The organism is Bacillus sp. NPDC077027 (genome assembly GCF_050269555.1).
Taxonomy (GTDB): domain Bacteria; phylum Bacillota; class Bacilli; order Bacillales; family Bacillaceae; genus Bacillus.
Map to the genome: position 1 here is coordinate 34,414 of NZ_JBNNIO010000008.1, position 20,929 is coordinate 55,342.

Annotated in this window: 26 protein-coding genes; 1 reads left to right on the plus strand and 25 read right to left on the minus strand. The window is 39.6% G+C overall.

The window, feature by feature from the left end:
• Positions 1 to 116: 116 nt before the first annotated feature.
• The 12 genes from spoVG to metG all read right to left on the minus strand — a co-directional run bounded on the left by spoVG (position 117) and on the right by metG (position 10,710).
• A complete protein-coding gene (gene spoVG, locus ACQKEZ_RS18645; protein ID WP_427303388.1) occupies positions 117 to 413 on the minus strand; it encodes a septation regulator SpoVG in 297 nt (98 codons plus the stop codon).
• Between the two features lie 226 nt (positions 414 to 639).
• Positions 640 to 1,017 (minus strand): 2-iminobutanoate/2-iminopropanoate deaminase, encoded by a 378-nt coding sequence (gene ridA / locus ACQKEZ_RS18650; protein ID WP_427303390.1) that lies wholly within the window; start codon positions 1,015 to 1,017, stop codon positions 640 to 642.
• A gap of 45 nt (positions 1,018 to 1,062) precedes the next feature.
• Positions 1,063 to 1,896 carry a pur operon repressor gene (gene purR, locus ACQKEZ_RS18655; protein ID WP_427303392.1) on the minus strand — a complete coding sequence of 278 codons (834 nt, stop codon included), beginning with the start codon at positions 1,894 to 1,896 and terminating at the stop codon, positions 1,063 to 1,065.
• A gap of 55 nt (positions 1,897 to 1,951) precedes the next feature.
• On the minus strand, positions 1,952 to 2,821 hold the full coding sequence (gene ispE / locus ACQKEZ_RS18660) for a 4-(cytidine 5'-diphospho)-2-C-methyl-D-erythritol kinase (RefSeq protein ID WP_427303438.1): 870 nt from the start codon (positions 2,819 to 2,821) through the stop codon (positions 1,952 to 1,954).
• Positions 2,822 to 2,978: 157 nt separating this feature from the next.
• Positions 2,979 to 3,164 (minus strand): small, acid-soluble spore protein, alpha/beta type, encoded by a 186-nt coding sequence (locus ACQKEZ_RS18665; RefSeq protein WP_427303394.1) that lies wholly within the window; start codon positions 3,162 to 3,164, stop codon positions 2,979 to 2,981.
• Between the two features lie 160 nt (positions 3,165 to 3,324).
• Entirely contained in the window at positions 3,325 to 3,582 is a 258-nt protein-coding gene (gene veg / locus ACQKEZ_RS18670) for a biofilm formation stimulator Veg (RefSeq protein ID WP_427303396.1), read from the minus strand.
• Between the two features lie 214 nt (positions 3,583 to 3,796).
• Positions 3,797 to 4,681, minus strand: a complete 885-nt coding sequence (yabG, locus tag ACQKEZ_RS18675) for a sporulation peptidase YabG (RefSeq protein ID WP_427303398.1) — start codon at positions 4,679 to 4,681, stop codon at positions 3,797 to 3,799.
• 152 nt (positions 4,682 to 4,833) lie between these two features.
• Positions 4,834 to 5,712 (minus strand): 16S rRNA (adenine(1518)-N(6)/adenine(1519)-N(6))-dimethyltransferase RsmA, encoded by an 879-nt coding sequence (gene rsmA, locus ACQKEZ_RS18680; RefSeq protein WP_427303400.1) that lies wholly within the window; start codon positions 5,710 to 5,712, stop codon positions 4,834 to 4,836.
• Positions 5,705 to 6,265, minus strand: coding sequence for a ribonuclease M5 (gene rnmV, locus ACQKEZ_RS18685; RefSeq protein WP_427303402.1), 561 nt, complete (start codon positions 6,263 to 6,265; stop codon positions 5,705 to 5,707). Before rnmV ends, rsmA begins: the two co-directional genes overlap by 8 nt.
• 157 nt (positions 6,266 to 6,422) lie before the next feature.
• Entirely contained in the window at positions 6,423 to 7,625 is a 1,203-nt protein-coding gene (locus ACQKEZ_RS18690; RefSeq protein ID WP_427303404.1) for a ubiquitin-like domain-containing protein, read from the minus strand.
• Positions 7,626 to 7,869: 244 nt separating this feature from the next.
• Positions 7,870 to 8,637, minus strand: coding sequence for a TatD family hydrolase (locus ACQKEZ_RS18695; protein ID WP_427303406.1), 768 nt, complete (start codon positions 8,635 to 8,637; stop codon positions 7,870 to 7,872).
• Positions 8,638 to 8,715: 78 nt separating this feature from the next.
• Positions 8,716 to 10,710, minus strand: a complete 1,995-nt coding sequence (metG, locus tag ACQKEZ_RS18700) for a methionine--tRNA ligase (RefSeq protein WP_427303408.1) — start codon at positions 10,708 to 10,710, stop codon at positions 8,716 to 8,718.
• 510 nt (positions 10,711 to 11,220) lie between these two features.
• Here metG and ACQKEZ_RS18705 point away from each other — a divergent pair.
• Positions 11,221 to 11,511, plus strand: a complete 291-nt coding sequence (locus ACQKEZ_RS18705) for an AbrB/MazE/SpoVT family DNA-binding domain-containing protein (RefSeq protein ID WP_427303410.1) — start codon at positions 11,221 to 11,223, stop codon at positions 11,509 to 11,511.
• A gap of 46 nt (positions 11,512 to 11,557) precedes the next feature.
• Here ACQKEZ_RS18705 and rsmI read toward each other — a convergent pair whose 3' ends face one another.
• From rsmI to ACQKEZ_RS18770, 13 genes are all read right to left on the minus strand, one after another.
• Positions 11,558 to 12,439 carry a 16S rRNA (cytidine(1402)-2'-O)-methyltransferase gene (rsmI, locus tag ACQKEZ_RS18710; RefSeq protein ID WP_427303412.1) on the minus strand — a complete coding sequence of 294 codons (882 nt, stop codon included), beginning with the start codon at positions 12,437 to 12,439 and terminating at the stop codon, positions 11,558 to 11,560.
• Positions 12,414 to 12,713: a GIY-YIG nuclease family protein gene (locus tag ACQKEZ_RS18715; RefSeq protein ID WP_427303413.1), complete on the minus strand. Its 300-nt coding sequence runs from the start codon at positions 12,711 to 12,713 to the stop codon at positions 12,414 to 12,416. Before ACQKEZ_RS18715 ends, rsmI begins: the two co-directional genes overlap by 26 nt.
• Positions 12,700 to 13,443 (minus strand): tRNA1(Val) (adenine(37)-N6)-methyltransferase, encoded by a 744-nt coding sequence (locus ACQKEZ_RS18720; RefSeq protein WP_427303440.1) that lies wholly within the window; start codon positions 13,441 to 13,443, stop codon positions 12,700 to 12,702. The genes ACQKEZ_RS18715 and ACQKEZ_RS18720 overlap by 14 nt, the downstream gene beginning before the upstream one ends.
• Before the next feature lie 55 nt (positions 13,444 to 13,498).
• Positions 13,499 to 13,855: a DNA replication initiation control protein YabA gene (yabA, locus tag ACQKEZ_RS18725; RefSeq protein ID WP_427303415.1), complete on the minus strand. Its 357-nt coding sequence runs from the start codon at positions 13,853 to 13,855 to the stop codon at positions 13,499 to 13,501.
• 14 nt (positions 13,856 to 13,869) lie between these two features.
• Complete coding sequence (locus ACQKEZ_RS18730; RefSeq protein WP_427303417.1) at positions 13,870 to 14,697, minus strand: PSP1 domain-containing protein; 828 nt, start codon at positions 14,695 to 14,697, stop codon at positions 13,870 to 13,872.
• 2 nt (positions 14,698 to 14,699) lie between these two features.
• Positions 14,700 to 15,689 carry a DNA polymerase III subunit delta' gene (holB, locus tag ACQKEZ_RS18735; RefSeq protein WP_427303419.1) on the minus strand — a complete coding sequence of 330 codons (990 nt, stop codon included), beginning with the start codon at positions 15,687 to 15,689 and terminating at the stop codon, positions 14,700 to 14,702.
• A gap of 11 nt (positions 15,690 to 15,700) precedes the next feature.
• Positions 15,701 to 16,141, minus strand: a complete 441-nt coding sequence (locus ACQKEZ_RS18740; RefSeq protein ID WP_427303420.1) for a YaaR family protein — start codon at positions 16,139 to 16,141, stop codon at positions 15,701 to 15,703.
• A 12-nt stretch (positions 16,142 to 16,153) separates the two neighbouring features.
• Complete coding sequence (locus tag ACQKEZ_RS18745; protein WP_427303422.1) at positions 16,154 to 16,483, minus strand: cyclic-di-AMP receptor; 330 nt, start codon at positions 16,481 to 16,483, stop codon at positions 16,154 to 16,156.
• A gap of 79 nt (positions 16,484 to 16,562) precedes the next feature.
• Positions 16,563 to 17,201: a dTMP kinase gene (gene tmk, locus ACQKEZ_RS18750; RefSeq protein ID WP_427303424.1), complete on the minus strand. Its 639-nt coding sequence runs from the start codon at positions 17,199 to 17,201 to the stop codon at positions 16,563 to 16,565.
• On the minus strand, positions 17,198 to 18,607 hold the full coding sequence (locus tag ACQKEZ_RS18755) for an aminotransferase class I/II-fold pyridoxal phosphate-dependent enzyme (protein WP_427303426.1): 1,410 nt from the start codon (positions 18,605 to 18,607) through the stop codon (positions 17,198 to 17,200). The genes tmk and ACQKEZ_RS18755 overlap by 4 nt, the downstream gene beginning before the upstream one ends.
• Before the next feature lie 78 nt (positions 18,608 to 18,685).
• Positions 18,686 to 19,750: a toxic anion resistance protein gene (locus ACQKEZ_RS18760; protein ID WP_427303428.1), complete on the minus strand. Its 1,065-nt coding sequence runs from the start codon at positions 19,748 to 19,750 to the stop codon at positions 18,686 to 18,688.
• A 17-nt stretch (positions 19,751 to 19,767) separates the two neighbouring features.
• Entirely contained in the window at positions 19,768 to 20,379 is a 612-nt protein-coding gene (locus ACQKEZ_RS18765) for a 5-bromo-4-chloroindolyl phosphate hydrolysis family protein (protein WP_427303430.1), read from the minus strand.
• Between the two features lie 128 nt (positions 20,380 to 20,507).
• The gene (locus ACQKEZ_RS18770) at positions 20,508 to 20,702 is read right to left on the minus strand and encodes a sigma factor G inhibitor Gin (RefSeq protein WP_427303432.1); all 195 of its coding nucleotides are present in this window, start codon (positions 20,700 to 20,702) and stop codon (positions 20,508 to 20,510) included.
• Between the last annotated feature and the right edge of the window lie 227 nt (positions 20,703 to 20,929).

Genomic DNA, 20,929 nt, shown 5'->3' on the forward strand with positions numbered 1-20,929 from the left:
TTTCTAGTGTTCAGAGCCAAATAGAAACACGCGAAAAGACGCAAAAAAGACAGCAATTAAGAGAAAACATTCCATTTCCTCTTAAAGCTGTCTTTTGGATTTTCAAATGATTATGATTAAGAAGCTCCAGCTTCTTCATATTCAATTGCTTCTTCAACTTCACCTAAACGATGATATTCATTTAACACAGCATCTTGGATTTTACCCCGAGTGCCAGAATTGATTGGATGAGCAATATCACGAAACTCTCCATCGGGCGTGCGTTTACTTGGCATTGCAACAAATAACCCATTATTTCCATCAATCACACGAATATCATGAACAACGAATTCGTGGTCCAGCGTGATGGATGCAATCGCCCTCATGCGACCATCGGTATTCACGCGGCGTAATCTTACGTCAGTAACTTCCACAGTAGTTCACCACCTTTTCCCAATATAAAAGCATTAACTAGGTATTCAACGATTTTGGATATTCTCCTGCTCAATTTTTAAACTTTTTTTGAAAAATCGGGATATTTATACATTTTTTGTAAAGTTACTGACGGCGCTTTCATTTCCACTCGAAAAAAAGGCATCATATCGATGCCTTCTTGCTGCATATCATAATACCATACGGCTTTTAAAATGATCGGCTTGTTTATTTGACGAGCGCAATGACTTCAATTTCAACGAGTGCATCTTTTGGTAGCCTTGCAACTTCAACACATGAGCGAGCTGGCTGATGTGTGTGAAAATACTCGCCATATACTTCGTTGACTTCAGCGAATTGTTCCATGTCTTTAATAAACACAGTCGCTTTCACGACAGTTTCAAAAGAAGCGCCCGCTGCTTCAAGGACTGCTTGAAGATTGCGGAATACTTGATGTGTCTGTTCTTTTATGTCTCCATTTACAAAATCGCCTGCTGGCGTCAATGGAATTTGACCTGAGCTGTAGAACATATTATTGACAATCATTCCTTGAGAGTAAGGGCCAATGGCTGATGGTGCGTTTTTTGTTTGAACAACTTTTGTCATATCAATCTCTCCCTCATCAATTACGCTTTTTATCAAGACAACAACTTACTGCTGTGTATGAAATAATTCATGAAAATTGCCGTTATTGATTTCAATGATTTTCTGTTTCATGTCAATAGTAGACAGCTTTAATAATGACACGTATTCATCTACAAGACGTTCATTTACACCTTCATCTTCTAAAAGAACACCGATGCCTGCAACATTGGCATTAAATTCTTCAAGCAGATTCATCATGCCATTGATGGTGCCACCAGCTTTCATAAAGTCATCAATAATTAACACATTGGATCCTTTATCTAAACTGCGCTTTGCAAGAGACATTGTCTGGATACGATTAGAGGAACCAGATGCATAATTGATACTGACAGTCGATCCCTCTGTTACTTTATTGTCTTTTCTAACGATCACAACAGAAACATTTAAATAAGCTGCCACTGCATAGGCAATCGGAATCCCTTTGGTTGCAACAGTCATGACCACATCAATTTTTCGATCGGCAAAAATCGTTGCAAAAAGCTTACCGATTTTAGTCAAGATAGAAGGATTTCCTAAAACATCGGTTAAATATAAATAGCCACCGGGAAGCACACGTTCAGGTGTCGATAATGCCTGTCCGATTTCATTCACTACATGGTCTGCTTCTTGCAAATGAATCTTTGGAATATATTTCACTCCGCCAGCAGCGCCAGGTACAGTAAGTAAAGTACCTATTCCCTGCTGTTCGAAGGTTTGCTTAATGATGGTTAAGTCTTCACTGATGGAGGACTTCGCAGATTGATAACGCTCTGCAAAAAAAGTCAACGGTACTAATACGTGCGGGTGGGCTAACAAGTAATTTGTTAAGTCCACCAATCTGCCGCTTCGACGAAACTTCATGAACTTACCCCCAGAACCCGAATAATTTATGAATAATATAACTTAACATACGGATTTAATCAAGGGCATTTTGTTCGCCAATCATGCGGACAGCGTAAACCTGATCACAAAATCCTCTAAGTCCGTTATATATTCTCTGTACCTTTGATTCATATTGAATCAAACCAAATACAGTTGGTCCGCTTCCACTCATCAATACAGCATCTGCACCGAAGCGTTTCATCTGTTTTTTGATCATTCCAACTTCTGGATACATTTTTAATGTAACCGATTCTAGAACGTTTCCAAGTGAGGCGCACATTTCTTTATAGTTTTTCTCTTCGATCGCTTCAATCATACGATTGACATTTGGATGCTCTACCTTGCTTGCATTATATTGTCTATATACTTCTGCTGTAGATACACCTATCACTGGCTTTGCTAAAATGACCCAGCAATGTGGAGGCGGAGCTATTGCCTTTAGCTTCTCACCACGCCCTGTTGCCAGTGCGGTACCTCCGTGAACACAAAAGGAAACATCTGAGCCAATTTCCGCTCCAAGCTCAGCTAACTCATCTATTGTGAGATTTAATTTCCACAATCGATTCAATCCACGTAAAGCCGCTGCAGCATCGCTACTCCCGCCAGCAAGCCCTGCCGCCACAGGAATGACCTTTGTAATGACAATAGATACACCTTTTTTTATGCCGAACCTTGTTTTTAATAGCTTTGCCGCCTGATATGCCAAATTCCGCTGATCATCAGGAACAAATCGATTATGAGATGATACGCGAATCTCATTAGTATCCAGCTCTGTCAATTCAAGTCGGTCTGCAAGGTCTATCGTTGTCATGACCATCTCTACCTCATGATATCCATCCGGCCGCTTGCCATGGACATCAAGAGATAGGTTAATCTTTGCTGGTGCTTTTTCTAAAATACGCAAACATTTCACCTACTTCTCCATCTAAACATAAGTATCAATATTGTAACACATTTGATTGGCCGGATGAATATGGGCTTTCCATAACAGCACACTTGCATTGTGCCCTTTTTTTTATGAAAAAAGCCAGAGACATCTCTTATGTCTCTGACCACTTTATTTATTGTTGATTCCCTTCTTGAGCCATATGCTGTTGAGCTAATTCAATCGCTCGTTTCACCATGTTTCCTGCGTCGCGAGCACGAATATCTCCCCAGCCTCCATTTTTCACGGTATCATAAAATCCAAGATCTTTCGCCAGTTCGTATTTGAACTCTTCTGACATAATGCCTCGGCGTCTACCCAAACGAAACAGCCCCTTTAGTAGAGAATTCTGTTGATGCCACTAAACGAGTGGCTTCTTTATTTTGTGTTGATCTCTGCTTTTTACCCCTTTCAAAAAATGGCCCAACTCCCATTTAAAAAAGGGCAAAACAAAAAGCAGTAAACATAAAGTTTACTGCCCATTAATAGGCGACTGAGCTTGCGGCATCATCAAAGGTTAATTCTACCGTCTCAGTCAGTATATCAGCATAACTGTAAGAAACTCTTTCAAACGAATTCTCATCTTGATCTAATTGAATCACAAAAACAGCAGGGTACGTTTCAGCTAAAATGCCCGAACGCTCAATTGTTTTTCGGCGGCCACCATTAGCCTTTAACGTCAACCGTTTACCTAAATTACCATCAAGCGATCTTTTTATGTCGGACAACGTCTTCGCCATTGCATCCACCTCACTAAGAAAAGTATACAACAATAGCCCATTTTTGTCAAATAAAAATTAAATTATATCAACGAATATGAGCTATTGTCAACAAAATAATTTTGACAAACTTCTACCTTTTCCCCTTCCTATTTTTCACAGTTTCCAGAAAATTATGTATGCGTTTTCATGTTCTTTTTTTTTATAAAAAAAACCCGCACTGAGAATAGTCGGGTTATGTCGATTCATGGTCTGTTTTATACGGCATTCCCACTCTCAAAACACCTTTCGTTTCGATGCCACCAAGTCCTTTTTCTCTTGTTAATGTGTTGCGAAGGACATCCCATACATTGATCCGATCAACAAACGGCGTGAAGCTAATCTTCGCCACGATATACACTGGATCAAGCGCATGAATATTCACGCGAGAGGGCGAGCTAGCAAAATTAGCCCCTGCACGTATAAGCGATTCAAAATGTGATTGACACGCCCCTGCAAAGATGACCAGTTGATCTAAATGTGGAATCTTCCGCCTCGCCTTTTGAACGGTTTCTACAAAGTGGCGTGAATGTCGATATGCACCAATATCATGGACACTGCCCTTTTGCTTAGAATACGCATCGTGCCCAGTGATCACTAAAATATCAGGACGATATTGATCAATCAAGGATTCGATCATATTCGGCATTTTTTTCTCCTGACAGTGGACACCATAGACTGGTACACCTATTCTTTCATAAACCGCAAGACATTTCTTTAAGTATGAAGCATCTCCGTCTAAATGAAGAACCTTGCCGGGCATATGGAAATATTGTTCTTGATGCTGATACTGTCCTGAAGCATAGTATTCCTGCTTTTCTCGCAGCAGCTTATAGTCCTGCCTTAATAAATCAAGGGATTCATTGATTTTCCGTTCTTCATCTTTTTCCCTTGTCATTTGCTCTTCCTTTTGAATGGGAACGAGATCTGACATTTTAGCATCTGCAATGAGCCGCACCTCATTCCCGTGTAAAATGGCGGTAGCTTCATGCTGGTCTGTTTCATCAATTCGGATGATTCGAAACAAAATATCCATTTGATAGGATGCTCTGGCTACCATATCCCCTATTTGAAATTGCATACGTTTCACTCCACAAACAGGCTCATACCCTGTTGATATCGTCTTACACCAATAACTGCCGATCTTTCATGTATGTTTATTCAATCAGCACTGGTTTGTTCTTTCTAGCCTATGCTGGCACAGCTCATGTGGTGAAAAACAAAAAAAAGCCCCTAAAAAAGGACTTTATGTAACTCATTCGATAAACGGGCAAACTCTTCAATGGAAAGAGATTCACCGCGACGTTTCCCATCAATATTCGCTTCCTGCAATGCTTGCTCAATGACTAATTTATTTTTCTTTCCGTCATTTAAATTGTTGGTGAGATTGTTCATTAAGGTTTTACGTCTTTGACCAAAGCTTGCGCGAATTAACTGGAAAAAGAACGCTTCGTGATCAACCGATACAGCTGGTGACTTCCTTACTGTTAATTTAATGACTGCAGAATCTACATTTGGCTGAGGGACAAAAACCGTCTTTGGTACAACCATCACCGTTTTAGCTTCCGTATAAAATTGGACTGCGATTGACAAAGAGTTATATTCCTTAGAAGAAGGACTCGCTGCCATACGATCTGCCACTTCTTTTTGTAGCATGACAACGATCCCCTTCAATGGAAGGTTCTCTTCAAGCAGCTTCATAATAATTGGAGTTGTTACATAATAAGGAAGATTCGCGACAACCATTACTTCCTTACAGTCAGCAAATTGTTCTTCAATGACTCGCTTCACATCTGCCTTCAGAACATCTTGATGAATGATGGAGACATTGTCATATGGAGAGAGCGTATCTTTTAAAATCGGCAATAAACGCTGATCAATCTCAAATGCCGTCACTTTCTTTGCTCGCTTTGCTAACTGTTCCGTCAACGCACCGATTCCAGGACCAATCTCAATCACACCCGTCTCATTTGTAATTTCGGCATGATCAACAATCCTGTCTAAAATGTTGGTATCAATTAAGAAGTTCTGACCCAAGCTCTTTTTAAAAGAGAAACCATACTTTTTTAAAATCTCTTTTGTTCTTAAGGGTGTCGCTATATCTTTATTCATCGGCTTCCTCCTGCATTACGGTCTCCAGTGCCGCAATAAAATCACGTTTTGTTATTTGAAACATTTGAAGACGCTTTTGTAACTGCTTCGCATTTGTATATCCAATATTTAAAAGGATACCAAGACGTTCGCGGCGACGTTTAGCCGCATCTCCGCCAATCAGACCAGCATCTAATAGATCATCTAATGCTATCTCACTGATCGACTCTTCCATCTCTTCATGTACATGGGCCAAGCAGGCTCTGATGCTTTCTGGTGAAGCATGCTCGACACCAATTCCTTTATTGTGCTTAGCCTTCGCTAAATTCTTTGGCAAAAAAGCATGCTTGCATCCTGGAACCGCCTCAGCAATCGTCTTTCGTATTTTCTCACCAGGAAAATCAGGGTCAGTTAAAATAATAACACCCCTCGTTGCTTGCGCAAGTCGAACTTGACGAATCACAGCTTCTCCGATCGCAGAGCCGTTTGTTTCTATTGTATCAGCATCAACCGCCAGCTTCACTCTGGCTGTATCATCTCGGCCTTCGACCACAATGATTTCTTTGATTTTCATTTATTCCTCCACTTGCAAAAAACAGAATATTTTTGGTAAAAAACGAAACCTTTTATACCCTTTTTGCGTCTTATTAATAAGAAAGCAATACCTCTATTATAACCAAAAAAACAGAGGGTCCGCAAAACCCTCTGCTTATATAAATCATGTGATGTGTTTAATTTAACACCCTGATTTTTACCCTTTTATTTCCCCACTGATAAGCTGTCGACTTATTAGGGACAAACACATCTATTTTATTTCCTTTGATAGCGGATCCGGTGTCAGATGCAACGGCATACCCATAGCCTTCTACATAGACTTTGGAGCCTAGCGGAATGACATTTGGATCCACTGCTATGACCTTCGCACCTGGATTTGCTTTTAAATTATAACCTGTTGACGTTCTACCAGTACATCCACTACAGCTCGCTGTATAGGCTGTTGATGTAACGTAAAATTCTTTTGCGGAAGATTCATTGCTGCGTGAGACAGTCTGATTAGGCTGAGCTTCTTTTTTAGACACTTGGGTCCCTATCGCAATCAGCTGATCCTTACTGTTTTTAGCTGTGACCTCTTTGACAAGTTCTTTCGAAACGACTTTGCCATTTTCTTTTATGATGGCATAGTGCTTCTTCATTTTGCCTTCTTCACCTTTTTCAAGAACCTTCTCTTTTCCTTTTTCCAAAGAATGATCTTTTTTTCGTTTGGTATCAAAAGCAATTTTCTCTTCCACTACATCGGTGACTTTTTCCACTCGCGTGATCTTAATGTCTGCGTTTTTCTTCGTAATGGAAGTATGTAGCGCAGGTTTGATCTTATCGTGCTTCTCGAGCTTTAGCTCTTGTTTCTTTAAAAAGTCAGCGACCGTAGTCGAAGTGGTCCACAATTTCTTGGTCTTTCCTCCATCATTCAGACTCACGTGGAATGCCTGATGAACAACAAGCTGCATATTTTCTTTAATCTTGTTGTCCTTCCCTGGAATGACTTGATCATGCTTTCCAACATCTATTTGCTCATTCTTCAATAATGCTCCAACCGTTTGATCTGTTGTCCATATCTTCTGCTCTTTCCCATCTAGGGTAAGTTGAACCGGTATAGCTGCATCATACACAATTTTCATATTGCTTGTAATCTTCTGATCTGGACTTGGAGAAATATGATCCTCCGCCCTGGTCCTTATTCCAAGGTCTGAGAGCAACTGTCCAACTGTGTCTTCATGTGTACGAATGGTTTTCTTTTTGCCATTAATCGAAATGGTAATCGACTGCTTGGTGAGCTCATGCGCACCGTAAGCTGTCCCAGTTCCCGCTAATAATAAGCAAACCACTAAGAATAGTACTTTGCTTTTTCCTAGCTTAACAGAAAACAGATTTTTCATTTTTTGTACGATGAAAAACGCCTCCTTCTCCTCGGAGAGATTATATAGAGTATCTCAAAACCTGTCAACCCTTCCTCCAACTGTACAAAAATGATTGATTGTCCCCCTATTATGGGAGATTTCAAAAAGGAAGGGAAGAAAGACTTATCGACAACTTATCCTATGAGGAGAAGTAAACGTGTAGAACTTTTTCGTTTATTTCATAAAAAGGACAAGCTTAAACAAACTTTGACATCATATACTGTCAGTTTATACGGAAAACTTTTTTGGCATTTTCAGTTGTCAATTCTGCCAGCTCTTCAAAGCTGATTTCACGCAGCTCTGCTATTTGCTCTGCAATATACTTGACATAGCTTGGTTCATTTCGTTTTCCTCTAAACGGAGTCGGTGAGAGATAAGGACAATCTGTTTCGATCAGCAAACGATCTCTTGGGATTTCCTTCACCACTTCTTTCGGTTTTTTTGCATTTTTAAACGTAACAGGGCCACCAAATGATATATAAAAATTCATTTTCATGCATTCTTTTGCTACTTCTAAACTCCCCGTAAAGCAATGCATAATTCCACCTACTTCTGCCGCGCCCTCCTCTTTTAAAATGGTCACAACGTCTTCTGTCGCTTCACGGTTGTGAATGATAATTGGTAAATTAACTTCCTTGGCAAGGGCAATTTGTCGTCTGAAAACGTCTTTTTGCACTTCTTTTGGGGACTTATCCCAATAATAGTCCAGACCCATCTCACCGATTGCGACAACTTTTTCATGGGCAGATAGCTCCTTAATCCAAGCCAAATCCTCATCTGTCATATCAATTGCATCCACAGGATGCCAGCCAATTGCTGCATAAAGAAAATCATACTCTTCGATTAATTCCATCGCTCGATTAATCGTTGGTCGATCAAATCCAACCACCACAATTTTCTCTACTTGCTCTTCCTGCGCTCTTTGAATCACCTGTTCTAAGTCTTCCTTGTATTGCTCTGCGTTTAAATGGGCATGCGTATCAAATAACATCTATATTCTCCTTTCGACAAGTTTTTTGATGAAAAAAAGGTGTTCGACGAAATGTTACACGTGGAACACCTTTGACAATTATAGAATTTTCGTTCCGTTCGCTAGTGATTGATCTACCTCAAGAACTGTTAATTTCCCGTTTGTTTCACCAGTCAGAATCATCCCTTGTGAAATTTCTCCACGTAGTTTTACTGGCGACAAGTTAGCAACACAAACTAATTTTTTCCCCACAAGCTCTTCAGGCTGATAATGTTTAGCGATACCTGAAACAATTTGTCTTTGATCGAATCCAAAATCAAGCTGTAGCTTTAAGAGTCGATCAGCTTTTTTCACAGGTGCAGCTTCTAGTACTTGTGCGACACGAAGATCTACTTTTGAGAAATCATCAAAAGCGATTTCTGCTCCTAGCTCTGGTATGTCTACTTCCTTGACTTCTGTTTCTTCTACTTTAGGAGCGCTTCCTTGCATTTTTTCTTTAATGTAAGCAACCTCTTCCTCTGCATCTAATCGTGGGAATAAAGGATCACCTTTTTGAACAGTTGTCTTTTTTATGTTTCCGAAAGATAGAATGCTGTCCCAGTTTTGGAGTGCATCGTCTTCAACACCAAGCTGTGCAAAGATTTCATCTGGTGTTTTAGTTAGGAATGGCGTTAACAGTACAGCCGAAATACGTAGTGATTCCGCTAAATGATACATAACAGAATGAAGCTCTTTTCGTTTCTCTTCATCCTTCGCCAAAATCCAAGGGGCTGTTTGATCAATGTACTTATTCGTTCTGCTAATTAATGTCCATACATTTGATAGCGCCACAGAAAACTCCAGATTCTCCATCGCTTCTTCATAAGCTTTAACAACCTGCTCTGCAACAGCTTTTAATTCCTCATCGAATTCATTTACTGGCCCTTTGTAGCTGCTTAATGTGCCATCAAAGTATTTTTGAATCATTGCCACCGTTCGGTTGAGCAGGTTTCCTAAGTCATTTGCCAGGTCATAATTTACTCGTTCCACGAATCCTTCTGGTGTAAACACACCATCTGCGCCAAAAGGCACTTCACGAAGTAAGTAATAACGAAGTTCATCAAGGCCATAACGGTCAATCAATGTCACTGGGTCTACTACGTTCCCCTTTGATTTAGACATTTTCCCATCCTTCATTAATAACCAACCATGTGCAAATATTTGTTTAGGTAATGGTAGATCAAGTGCCATTAACATAATTGGCCAATAAATCGTGTGGAAACGAACAATCTCTTTTCCAACAAGATGAACATTCGCAGGCCAATATTTTTGATACTTTTCGTCCTGATCCGTTCCATAACCAAGCGCCGTCAAATAGTTAAACAACGCGTCAATCCAGACATAAATGACGTGCTTTGGATTATTTGGCACTTTAATACCCCAGTCAAAGGTAGTTCTTGATACCGCCAAATCCTCAAGACCCGGTTTAATAAAATTATTAATCATTTCATTCTTTCTTGATTCTGGTTGAATGAATGATGGGTTTTTCTCATAATAATCAAGCAAACGATCTGCATATTTACTCATACGGAAGAAATAAGATTCTTCTTTAATTAATTCAACTGGATGGCCACTATCAGGGCTTTTTCCGCCAATGACCTCTCCCTTTTCATTGCGCTCTACATCCACAAGCTGTGTTTCTGTATAGAACGTTTCATCAGGAATGCTGTACCAGCCTTCATATTCATCTAAATAGATGTCCCCTTGATCCAATAGCTTTTGGAATACCTTTTCGATGATGTTTGTATGACGCTTTTCTGTTGTGCGAATGAAGTCATCATTGGAAATATCAAGTTTCTTCCAAAGTGCTTTAATATCCGCAACAACTGGATCTAAATACTCAATAGGCGTAATGTTTTGCTCTTCTGCTTTTTGCTGAATTTTTTGCCCATGCTCATCTGTTCCAGTTAAGTACATGACATCATAACCTTGAAGTCGTTTATATCGAGCCATGGCATCACCCGCCACCGTCGTATAAGCATGTCCGATATGTAATTTTCCACTTGGATAGTAAATCGGTGTTGTCAGGTAAAATGTTTTTTTATTTTCTGGCATTTAGGGAACCTCCTACATATGAATGTCAAAAGCTCCCGCCCAATGGACGAGAGCGGCTATTAGTTCTGCATAAACATATACAATATTTCATTATTTGTTACACTTGTGCTTTCTCTATGATACCATCTTAGCCTTCAAGTTCAAGCATATATACATAGAACCTTTCGAAATCAAATAAAAAGAATGTTTTAGAAAAACGACAAAATCATCGACATTTTGTCGAATTATGTCGTACGAAAGCTTTTTCTAAATTATATTTTGTCTAAGTTAGGGCAAAAGTCTTGAAAATCTGATTTTGTATTTTATAATTTATTAAAGAGTTATTTTACATAAACCCTTTCATATCAATGATTTCAAGGTCTTTTGACTTTAAGAGTCAATTTTTACAAACAATAGTAAACAAAATGATTGACGATTTATGGAAACCTTGTTATGCTAAGAATGTAAGGAATTTGTCGAATAATGACGAAGATAATATTATATTAAGAATAAGATTGTTTTGGGAGGAGAATGAAGATGAAATCTACAGGTATTGTACGTAAAGTTGACGAATTAGGACGCGTGGTGATTCCAATCGAACTTCGCCGTACACTAGGAATTGCTGAAAAAGACGCTTTGGAAATTTATGTTGATGATGAAAAAATTATCCTAAAAAAATATAAACCAAACATGACTTGTCAAGTAACTGGTGAAGTATCAGACGATAACCTTAAACTTGCTAATGGTAAATTAGTTCTTAGCCGTGAAGGTGCAGAACAAATCATTAACGAGATCCAAAATCAAATTCAAGCACAAAAATAAGTTTCATATAGAAAAAGGGTTCTTGCTTAAATGCAAGAACCCTTTTTTATTTTTCAATATGATACGCATCATACACTACGCGCTTTGGCACACCACGCTCAACTGCTGCACGTTTGATGGCTTCTTTTGATGTCAAACCTTCATCTATATAATGGATCACATGCTCTTTCTCAGACAAAGACTGCCACCAAACCTCTTCAGCATGATCTTCATCAGCATGTTGATTTCCTTGTACCACAAGGCAAAATTCCCCACGGATTTGATGATTGTCTGCCCAGGTTATGACTTGTTCAAGATCTCCCCGTATAAACTCTTCAAATTTCTTCGTTAATTCTCGTGTAATAGCAATGTCTCGATTGCCCCATATCTCTTTCAACACCGACAACGTTTCTTTTAAACGATGAGGTGCTTCATAAAAAATAATGGTTTCTTCACGATGTTTTAGTGATTCAAGCTGTTTTTTCTTTTCTTTCTTTTGTCGATCAAGGAATCCGTAGAAGAAAAACGGTTGAGGTGCAATACCTGAAGCGATTAGAGCTGTTAACGCGGCATTCGCCCCAGGGAGAGGAACAACATATCCGCCAATTTTCGTAAAATCTCTAACGATCTCCGCTCCTGGATCAGATATGGTTGGTAAACCCGCATCACTTACAAGAGCGATATGTTTCCCTTCTTTTAACCATTCGATCAATTTATGCCCACTGCTCTCTTTATTATGTTCATGGTAGCTTGTCAGGGGCGTTTCAATCTCATACACATGACAGAGTTTTTTCGTCTGCCTTGTATCCTCAGCAGCGATATAGTCGACTTCCTTCAAAGTTTGTACAGCACGAAACGTCATATCTCCCAAATTCCCAATGGGTGTTGGCACTAGATAGAGCACGCCCATCTCAGATTGCCCATCAAAGCTTTTTTGCATCGTCAGCATACACTGCCTCCTTCAATTTCTGCTTTTCTTCTATATAAATGTCTTTTTTTCTTCTCGTCAGTGTCTTGAAAAAGTATTCCTGCTGCATCGCTTCCCTTTTCGTTGAAAAGCATTCGAAATAAAAGAGTTCAACAGGAAGTCTTGCCCTCGTGTATTTGGCTCCCTTTCCACTATTATGTGTGAGAAGCCTCTTTTCTAAATCATTCGTATACCCAGCATAAAGACTACCATCCGCACACTTTAGTACATAAAAATAATGCCTATTTTCCTCCATATAAGATCGTCCTTATATCATCTGTGTACTCACCATTCTCATGGTAAACAAATAAGGGCGGAAGAATTTTTAAATCCGGCTTTCCATCTTTGATCCCTTCGATCAAAATGGTATTTGCTTCTTTTCCCTGCTTTGGGTAGACGAATTGAATACGTTTTGGTTCAATTCGATATTTTTTCATCAGCTCCACCATTTCAAGAAGTCTGCCGGGGCGATGAACCATCGCTAATTTCCCCCCTTGCTTTAGCAGGGTAGATGACACCCGAATCACATCTTCTAACGTACAATGAATTTCATGTCTTGCGATGGCTAAATACTCATTTTCATTGATTTCATCTTGTGAAGGTGTTTTAAAATAAGGAGGATTGCAAGTAATCACATCCACCTTGTGGTTACCATACTGTTTAGGCATGTCATTTAAATCACCATGTATGAGCTTAATTTGTTCACCAAGCTTGTTATATTCAACACTTCTAGCAGCCATATCAAACAGGCGTTCTTGAATTTCAACTCCGGTCACTGATGCTTTAGATCGGGTCGTCAACAAAAGGGGAATAATCCCATTTCCTGTACAAAGATCAATGATTTCTCCTTTTTGAATCGGGACATATGCAAATTTAGCCAGCAGAACCGCATCTAATGAAAAGGCAAATACCGTTTTACTTTGAATAATTTTCATATCTTCCGCAAGCAAATAATCTAAACGTTCATCTTCTCTTAATGAAACCATCATGTATCCTTTCTTAACCTGTGAAAAAGGCTCCCGATTTAGCGGAAGCCCTTTCTCATTTTTTATTTAAAAATGAAAGACAGAACAAACAGTCTCCTTCTTTCCGAATGCTTCCATAATGAACATTGCAAATATGGAAACCCTCCTGATAGAGTCGAGCCAAGTTATCATGACCTTCGCCAATATCAGAATGATTTTGCTTCTGGGCAGTATCATCATGCCCTTCCTCAGACAACTTGCTTCGGTTGGACTGATCCAGACGTTCACGCAAGTGTTGATTCTCCATCTGAAGCTGATGGTTTTCTTCAATCACTTCGCCGATATGATTTTTCAAATCACCCAGTTGGCGATAGAGAGAGCCGATTTGTTCTTCTAAATTAATGACCGTATCAAATAGTTCCTTTTTATCCAAGGTGGCACACCTCGTTACTCAGTTGTTTGTGCAGATACAACGCCTTCTTGTATTAACTCTTCCCATGTATATTCTACCACTTTTTCTTGTCCGGTTAATTCAACTTGTAAAATTCGTTCTAAAATGTTGAGTCCTACTACCTTTGCAGAACCGCTAGACGTTTGAATCGTTTCACCTATGTCCGGGAGTAGCTCCTTGGCTGATTCGTATTCGTCATTCTCATACTTCAAGCAGCACATTAGACGACCGCAAAGCCCTGAAATCTTTGTTGGATTTAAAGACAAGTTCTGATCCTTTGCCATTTTAATCGACACAGGTTCAAAATCACCTAAAAACGTTGAGCAACAAAGCATTCTGCCACATGGCCCAATCCCACCCAACATTTTTGCCTCATCTCTTACACCGATTTGACGAAGTTCTATTCTTGTTTTAAAAATAGACGCAAGGTCTTTAACAAGTTCACGGAAGTCGACTCTGCCATCAGCAGTAAAGTAGAAAATCACTTTGTTCCGATCAAAAGTAAATTCAACATCAACAAGCTTCATTTCTAATCCATGTTGACTCACTTTTTGCAAACAAGTATCAAAGGCTGTCGCTGCAGCTTCTTTGTTTTCTTCAACAATGAGTCGATCGCGTTCATCTGCCACGCGGATCACCTTACGAAGTGGCAGAACGACATCATGTTCATCGACCTGCTTATCTGCGATGACGACTTGCCCATATTCGACACCTCTCACTGTTTCAACAATGACACAGCTATCATTTTCTATATGAAATCCATTTGGATCAAAATAATAAATTTTGCCCGCTTTTTTAAAGCGAACACCAATTACGTTGTACAAGCTTATCCCTCCTGCAACATTAACACCAATTGCTCCATTAGCCCTTGGGCATTCACGTTGGATTGAAGTCTCTTTTTCGCTTCTAATACAGCAAGGATCTGATTTGTCACCATCTGCTGTGTGGAATGCAGCGCATGCTGCTTCATTGTCTGGAATAAGTCTTGATAAATGACTTTATCTTCGTTCCCTATTTGAATCGACAATACATCACGATATATAAATAAAAGCATATCCAGACCTGTTTCTTGAAGGTCTTTCTCTTTGAAAAAAGGCATCCATTGATCTTGTATATAAAAAAACGCATGTTCTTTTCGCTGGTGCAAGACTTCATACAATTTTATCACTTTCGCTCTAGACTCTGCAAACTGATCATTTCGACTTAATTCGAGTGCTTCTGTCAAATTATTGGTTAAATTCGACAAGAGCCTTGCAATATGGATTGGCACATCTTCTTGCATGAGCTGTTGCTCTATTGATTTTGGCTGTAAGGGCTGGAAGCTTAACATCTGACATCTCGAAATAATGGTATCAAGCATTTGATGAGATTGTTCTGTAACCAAGATTGCAATCGTATCACGATTTGGTTCTTCAAGGAACTTCAGTAAACTATTCGCAGCATTGACTGTCATTTTGTCCGCATGCGAAATAATATACATTTTCCGATGTGATTCCACACCTGCTTTTGTAAATTCCTCTTGCAATGCCTGTACCTGAGCTTTCTTAATCGATTGCCCGTCAGGCTGAACTAGATGTAGATCGGGATGGTTCCCAGAATTGATTCTCTTACAGTTTTGACAGGTTTCACACGGCTCTACGCCAGCCCCCAAACAAAAATAGCTTTTTGCTAAAAGTAGAGCTGCATCCAGTTTACCTGTTCCTTTTTTCCCTTCAAATAAATACGCATGAGCAAGTCTCTTTTTTTCTATACTATTTAAAATTAGCCGCATGACACGCGGCTGCAAATCATTCATTTCTTCCCAGCTAATTGCCATGTTATCACTCTCTATGTGTAAAGGTTAATCAATAAACCTTTTATTTCCCCTATTCGTTCTAACAAATCAATTGAGGATTTCTCTTGATTCATCATGTCCTCTGTTAACTGGACAAGCTTTTCATCTAACGCTTTCACAAGGGCAAGTGTTCTCGTATTTCCATAAAGATCAAAGCTGCGTGATGTTTCAAGATGTAAGCCGTTATCTACGGTTTCTTTGACAAAACGCTTCACGAGTCCTTTAAATTTCGCTAAATCCTTTAGGTTTTTAGACTTCGACAACTTCTTCCCGAATACTTCAACATCACTAAGCATCGCTGTTAGCTGCTCCAACCTCATTTTACCACTTTGCATCTCCATAGATGCCCTAAAAGATGCAGACGTCTGATTTCCTTTCGCCGCCTGAAGCTCTCGTTTCTCTAACAGTAACCTCGTATCCTGATTAATTTTCACAGCAACCCATCCTTAAAATTGATGAAAGTGTTCAACTGGCAAAACAAATACAGTAGCCCCACCAACCTCAACTTCAACAGGGTATGGAACATACGAATCTGCATTACCACCCATTGGCGATACAGGTGCAATCATCTGATCACGTTTACTGCCGTTCTCTTTAATCAATTGTAAGGCTTTATCCACTCGGATATCATCACATCCAATAATGAATGTCGTGTTTCCTGACTTTAAAAACCCACCAGTTGATGCTAGTTTAGTCACGCCAAATTGGTGTTCTGTTAATATTTTCAACAATCTACTGCTATCTTGATCCTGTACAACGGCAACAATTAATTTCATTTGATTGGCCTCCTTTATTTTAGGCACAGATGACATGCCGATGTCTTCTTCTTTATTATAACAACGATTGGTAATCAGGTCATATTTGATTTTTCTTCAATGCGTCTTTGACTAGCTGAAGCACGTCCTTATACACTTCCTCTAAAGGCCTTGCAGCATCTACAACTCGAAATCTCTCTGGTGAACGGGCAATCAGCAACTCATAGCCTTCTCTAACCAATTCATGAAATTTCAACGTTTCCATATCCAGACGATTTTTTTCTCTCTCTTGGTTCGCATGAATTCGTTTCAAACCATCCTCCGGTGAAATCGAGAAATATATCGTCATGTGAGGCATTACTCCGTCAATAGCAAAGTCATTAATGGATTTTACCTCATCGATCCCGAGCCGCCTTGCATAGCCCTGATAGGCGAGAGAGCTATCAACAAAGCGATCACACAATACTGTGTCCCCACGCTCAAGTGCTGGCTCCACCTTCTCTGCTAAATGCTGTCGTCTTGCTGCAGCATAAAGCAATGCCTCTGTTTTCGCATCCATTTTGGCGTTTTTTTCGTTCAAAATGACTTCTCTAATTTGCTCTGCAATATCAATGCCGCCGGGCTCCCTTGTTGCCGTAATTGCAAAGCCCTGTCGCTCCATCTCATCGTAGACTTTCTTGATAATAGTCGTTTTCCCAGCACCCTCTGGTCCTTCAAACGTAATAAATATCCCGCTCATAATGTCTCCTCTTCTATATAAACATATAATTGCTGTTGAAAAATGACTGAATTCCCTTGGACATGAACCTTTTGATGAAGCAGGCGATTCAGCTTTTCAATCTGTTCTACTTCAATCCGTTCTCCTTTTAATATAAGAGGTATTCCAGGTGGATAAGGAATGACTGATTCTGCACTGATCCGATTGACGGCTTCATCAAATGTGACAACTTCCATTCCTTGAAGCAGCAGATCTGTTTCAATAAGACGTACTTTATCTCTGCCTGATTCATGTTGTGCTAAAAGTGAATGGCTACTTTCTAGCGCTTGCTTAACGATTTCTACTGGGAAAGGCTTCATTTCTCCTAGGCTAAAAATCAGTAATACTTGATGTTCATCTGCAAGCTCTGGATGGACCTCAACAGATTCAAGTACCCTTTTTAACTCATAACCAGAAAGTCCTTTCGTTGATCGAATACAACATTTCAACGGATCGGTTTTCACATGTTCTGGCTCGACCAGTTCAATGTGAGGAATCTGCAACAGCTGTTCCTTCTGTCTTTTCACTCTAGAAATGACCTGTTCGACCTGTCCTTCGGTTTTTATCTTTTCGACAAAAGCACGAGCTACATCTAATGAAGCCATAATCGGATAAGAAGGCGAGCTACTTTGCAGCATGGTTAACATTGTTTTGATCTTTTGCCCATCGACCCGTTCATGCTGGATATGGAGAAACGACCCCATCGTCATCGCAGGTAATGTTTTATGTGCTGATTGTACCACCACATCAGCGCCATATGAAAGAGCAGATGGAGGGAAACCTTCACCTAAAATGAAATGAGCACCATGTGCCTCATCTACTAGAACCAATAATCCTGCGTCATGACATATTTGGATGATACGTGTCAAATCAACCGAATGCCCATAGTAGTTTGGATATGTGAAGACAATTACTTTACTGTTAGGATGCTTGGCAATTGCAGTCGTAACCGTCTTTTCTGAAACATGTGTAGAGACTTGTAAATGCTGATCCAGTTCCGTTTCTAAGAAGACAGGTGTTGCACCTGCTAACTCAATGGCATGAAAAATCGACTTATGACAATTCCGTTGCACGAGGATTTCATCCCCCTTATTGCAGGTTGCCATCACCATTGCTAAATTCCCTACAGTTGTCCCATTAACAAGAAAGAAACTCATACGTGCCCCATATAGTTGGGCTAATAAGGCTTCTGCCTCCTGAATGATACCTGTAGGATGATGCAAATCATCTAATCCTTCAAGCTCCGTTACATCTAGTTGAAGAAGCGGTGCAAAATACGGCCGAGCTTCATCAAAAAAGACATCTCCATTGTGATGTCCTGGAACGTGAAAAGAGTAAGGCCTCTTTTCTGCATGTTGAGTTAGTGCTGTATATAAAGGTGTTTTCAATGATATCGATCCTTTTTGGTCAATCCGTTATCTTACATCTATTATAACGTTCAAAGAAGCGAACATAAAGCTGGATTCTCATTCCTGTATTGGTTTAATACCTACCAAATGCTGTTCTACCTCTTGCATTTCATTTTTCACTTGGGCACGCTCTTGTTTTCCATCTTCTTTTAGTTGAAAAGTTTCTTGTAAAGCCTCAGCTAATTGATATTGTACTTGTTTAAGAGCTTCGACATGGTTGGATGGTACATTCGCTCGAAGCAACTCTTGATCTTTGGAGGCCTGTTCAAATGCTTGATTCACCCTTTTTTGTAGTGCGGCTGTCTCTCTCTGCTGAATATGTGTCAAAGCAATCGACATCTGATTGATCCATAACGGAATGGATGAAGTAACAGTAGAGTGTATATGATTTGCCAACGAATGATTGGTATGCTGTATCATACGGATCTGTGCACCACACTGAAGTGTGATCTGACGGCTTAACATTAAATCATAAATTCGCTCTTTAAGCCTCTCAGCATAGTCAAAATAATCAACCTCTTGATTCATGAACTGTTCTTCCAATGTTTGTTCCTTTGGATGTTTGAACTGAGGAAGGACATCTCGTTCGATTTGAGTTAACTTTTCTTCAGCTGCTGCTACCTGAAAGGTCAATTCTTGATAAAATTCCTGGTTTTGTTTATATAAACGATCCAATAGTTTGTGATCACTTATTAATAAATTACGTGCATAGCGCAGCTTAGCAGATAACCTCTCAATTTGTGATTGAGATAGTTTAAAACGAGAAACAATTTCTTGTACAGAACGCCTCTCTCGCCTAAACCACTTGGGAAAAAAACCTCCCTTTTTTAGAATCAGGTCCTCTGGCTCAACTTGACCAAGCTGATTCAAAAAAGTCTCCAGCACTTCACCTATTTGATCAATCTCCTGCTTCTCTACGTATCCCATCATCTGTTTGGAATGATCCAATAATTGTTGCTGCAAGCGTGTACCATATAAAAGCAACTTTTGCCTCGTTTCCGGCACCTTAACTACCCTCTGTAACGCCTCTCGTCTTTCTTCTTCAGATAAAGTATCAATCACACGAAACCGAAGATCAGATGTTGATGAAAGTATCGACTGTTTTTGATCTCCTGGCTTCATCAAAATTGACCCCTTTCTCACTTTTTAATCATTTTCCCAGCAACCTCTAGTTCAATATGAAGCTCTTCAATGTCCCTTCCCAAAACCTGATGCAAATCATCGACTAATTGTCGTTGTAGCTCTGTCAATGTGACTCTTGTTTGACTAAGCGTCATGTCCAGCTCATGACTGCGATTCGGTTGATTAAACAACAGCGCATACTTCTCTGTCAATTGAACAACAGTATCCAAGCTTTCAAAATAAAAACGCTGAGCATCATAAAAGCGTTTTGGTTCTTTTACTGTGATTGTATAAATTCTTCGGGCAAGCCGTAAAATTTCAAAGTTATGCTTAATGGTTTGTACATTCTTTACAGCAAATAAAGCTTTCTTTAAACGAAGCATTTTATGTCGTGCCTCTTTTAAATGTTGTTTTATATATGAATAGTCACTTCTTGAAAGGCCTTGCTTCTTAAGAAACAATTGGAGGGACAACCACCTGCCACCAGTAAAAATAAGTATCCAGCTACCTAGCGCATAAAGAAGCGACCACCCTATCGTATGACCCAACCCAACTACACTAAACAAAAGAATGATTGAGAGTACACTAGAGATAAAGGACCATATAACTGCTGAAAATATAGATCTCATTCAAATCGACTCCTATTTTTTATAAGGCTCTCTTTTTATCTTATTATTTATTACGGATGATGTCCAAAGTAAGTTTCCAAAAAAGTGACCTATTAAGAAAGAATCATAAAAAAAGACCATGTGATGGTCTATGAGTACAAAGGGGGTGTATGAAGATTTTTGAGCTTTTTGACATATTCCGCATAGCTAGGATCAGAGGTCGATGTTGATATTAACTTTCGTTCACATGTATGGCACAAAAACTGATGATACAAATAAATCCCTTTTGTTTTCTTCTCTTCGCAGATCAGACAAACACCCTCTCGCTGATTCATTTTACTCATTGTGACACCTCCATCTTATATCTTCAGTATGCCCCAGCTCAATCGATTGTATACAAAATTAAGAATGTTCCAGATAGTAGTTTAGTATATGTGTCCATCATTACGCTAGTGTCTGTTCCCTTTCAAGAAAAAACAAAAAAGATCAGTTCCGACTGGAACTGATCTAAACAAGCATGGCGGCGTCCTACTCTCACAGGGGGAGACCCCCAACTACCATCGGCGCTGAA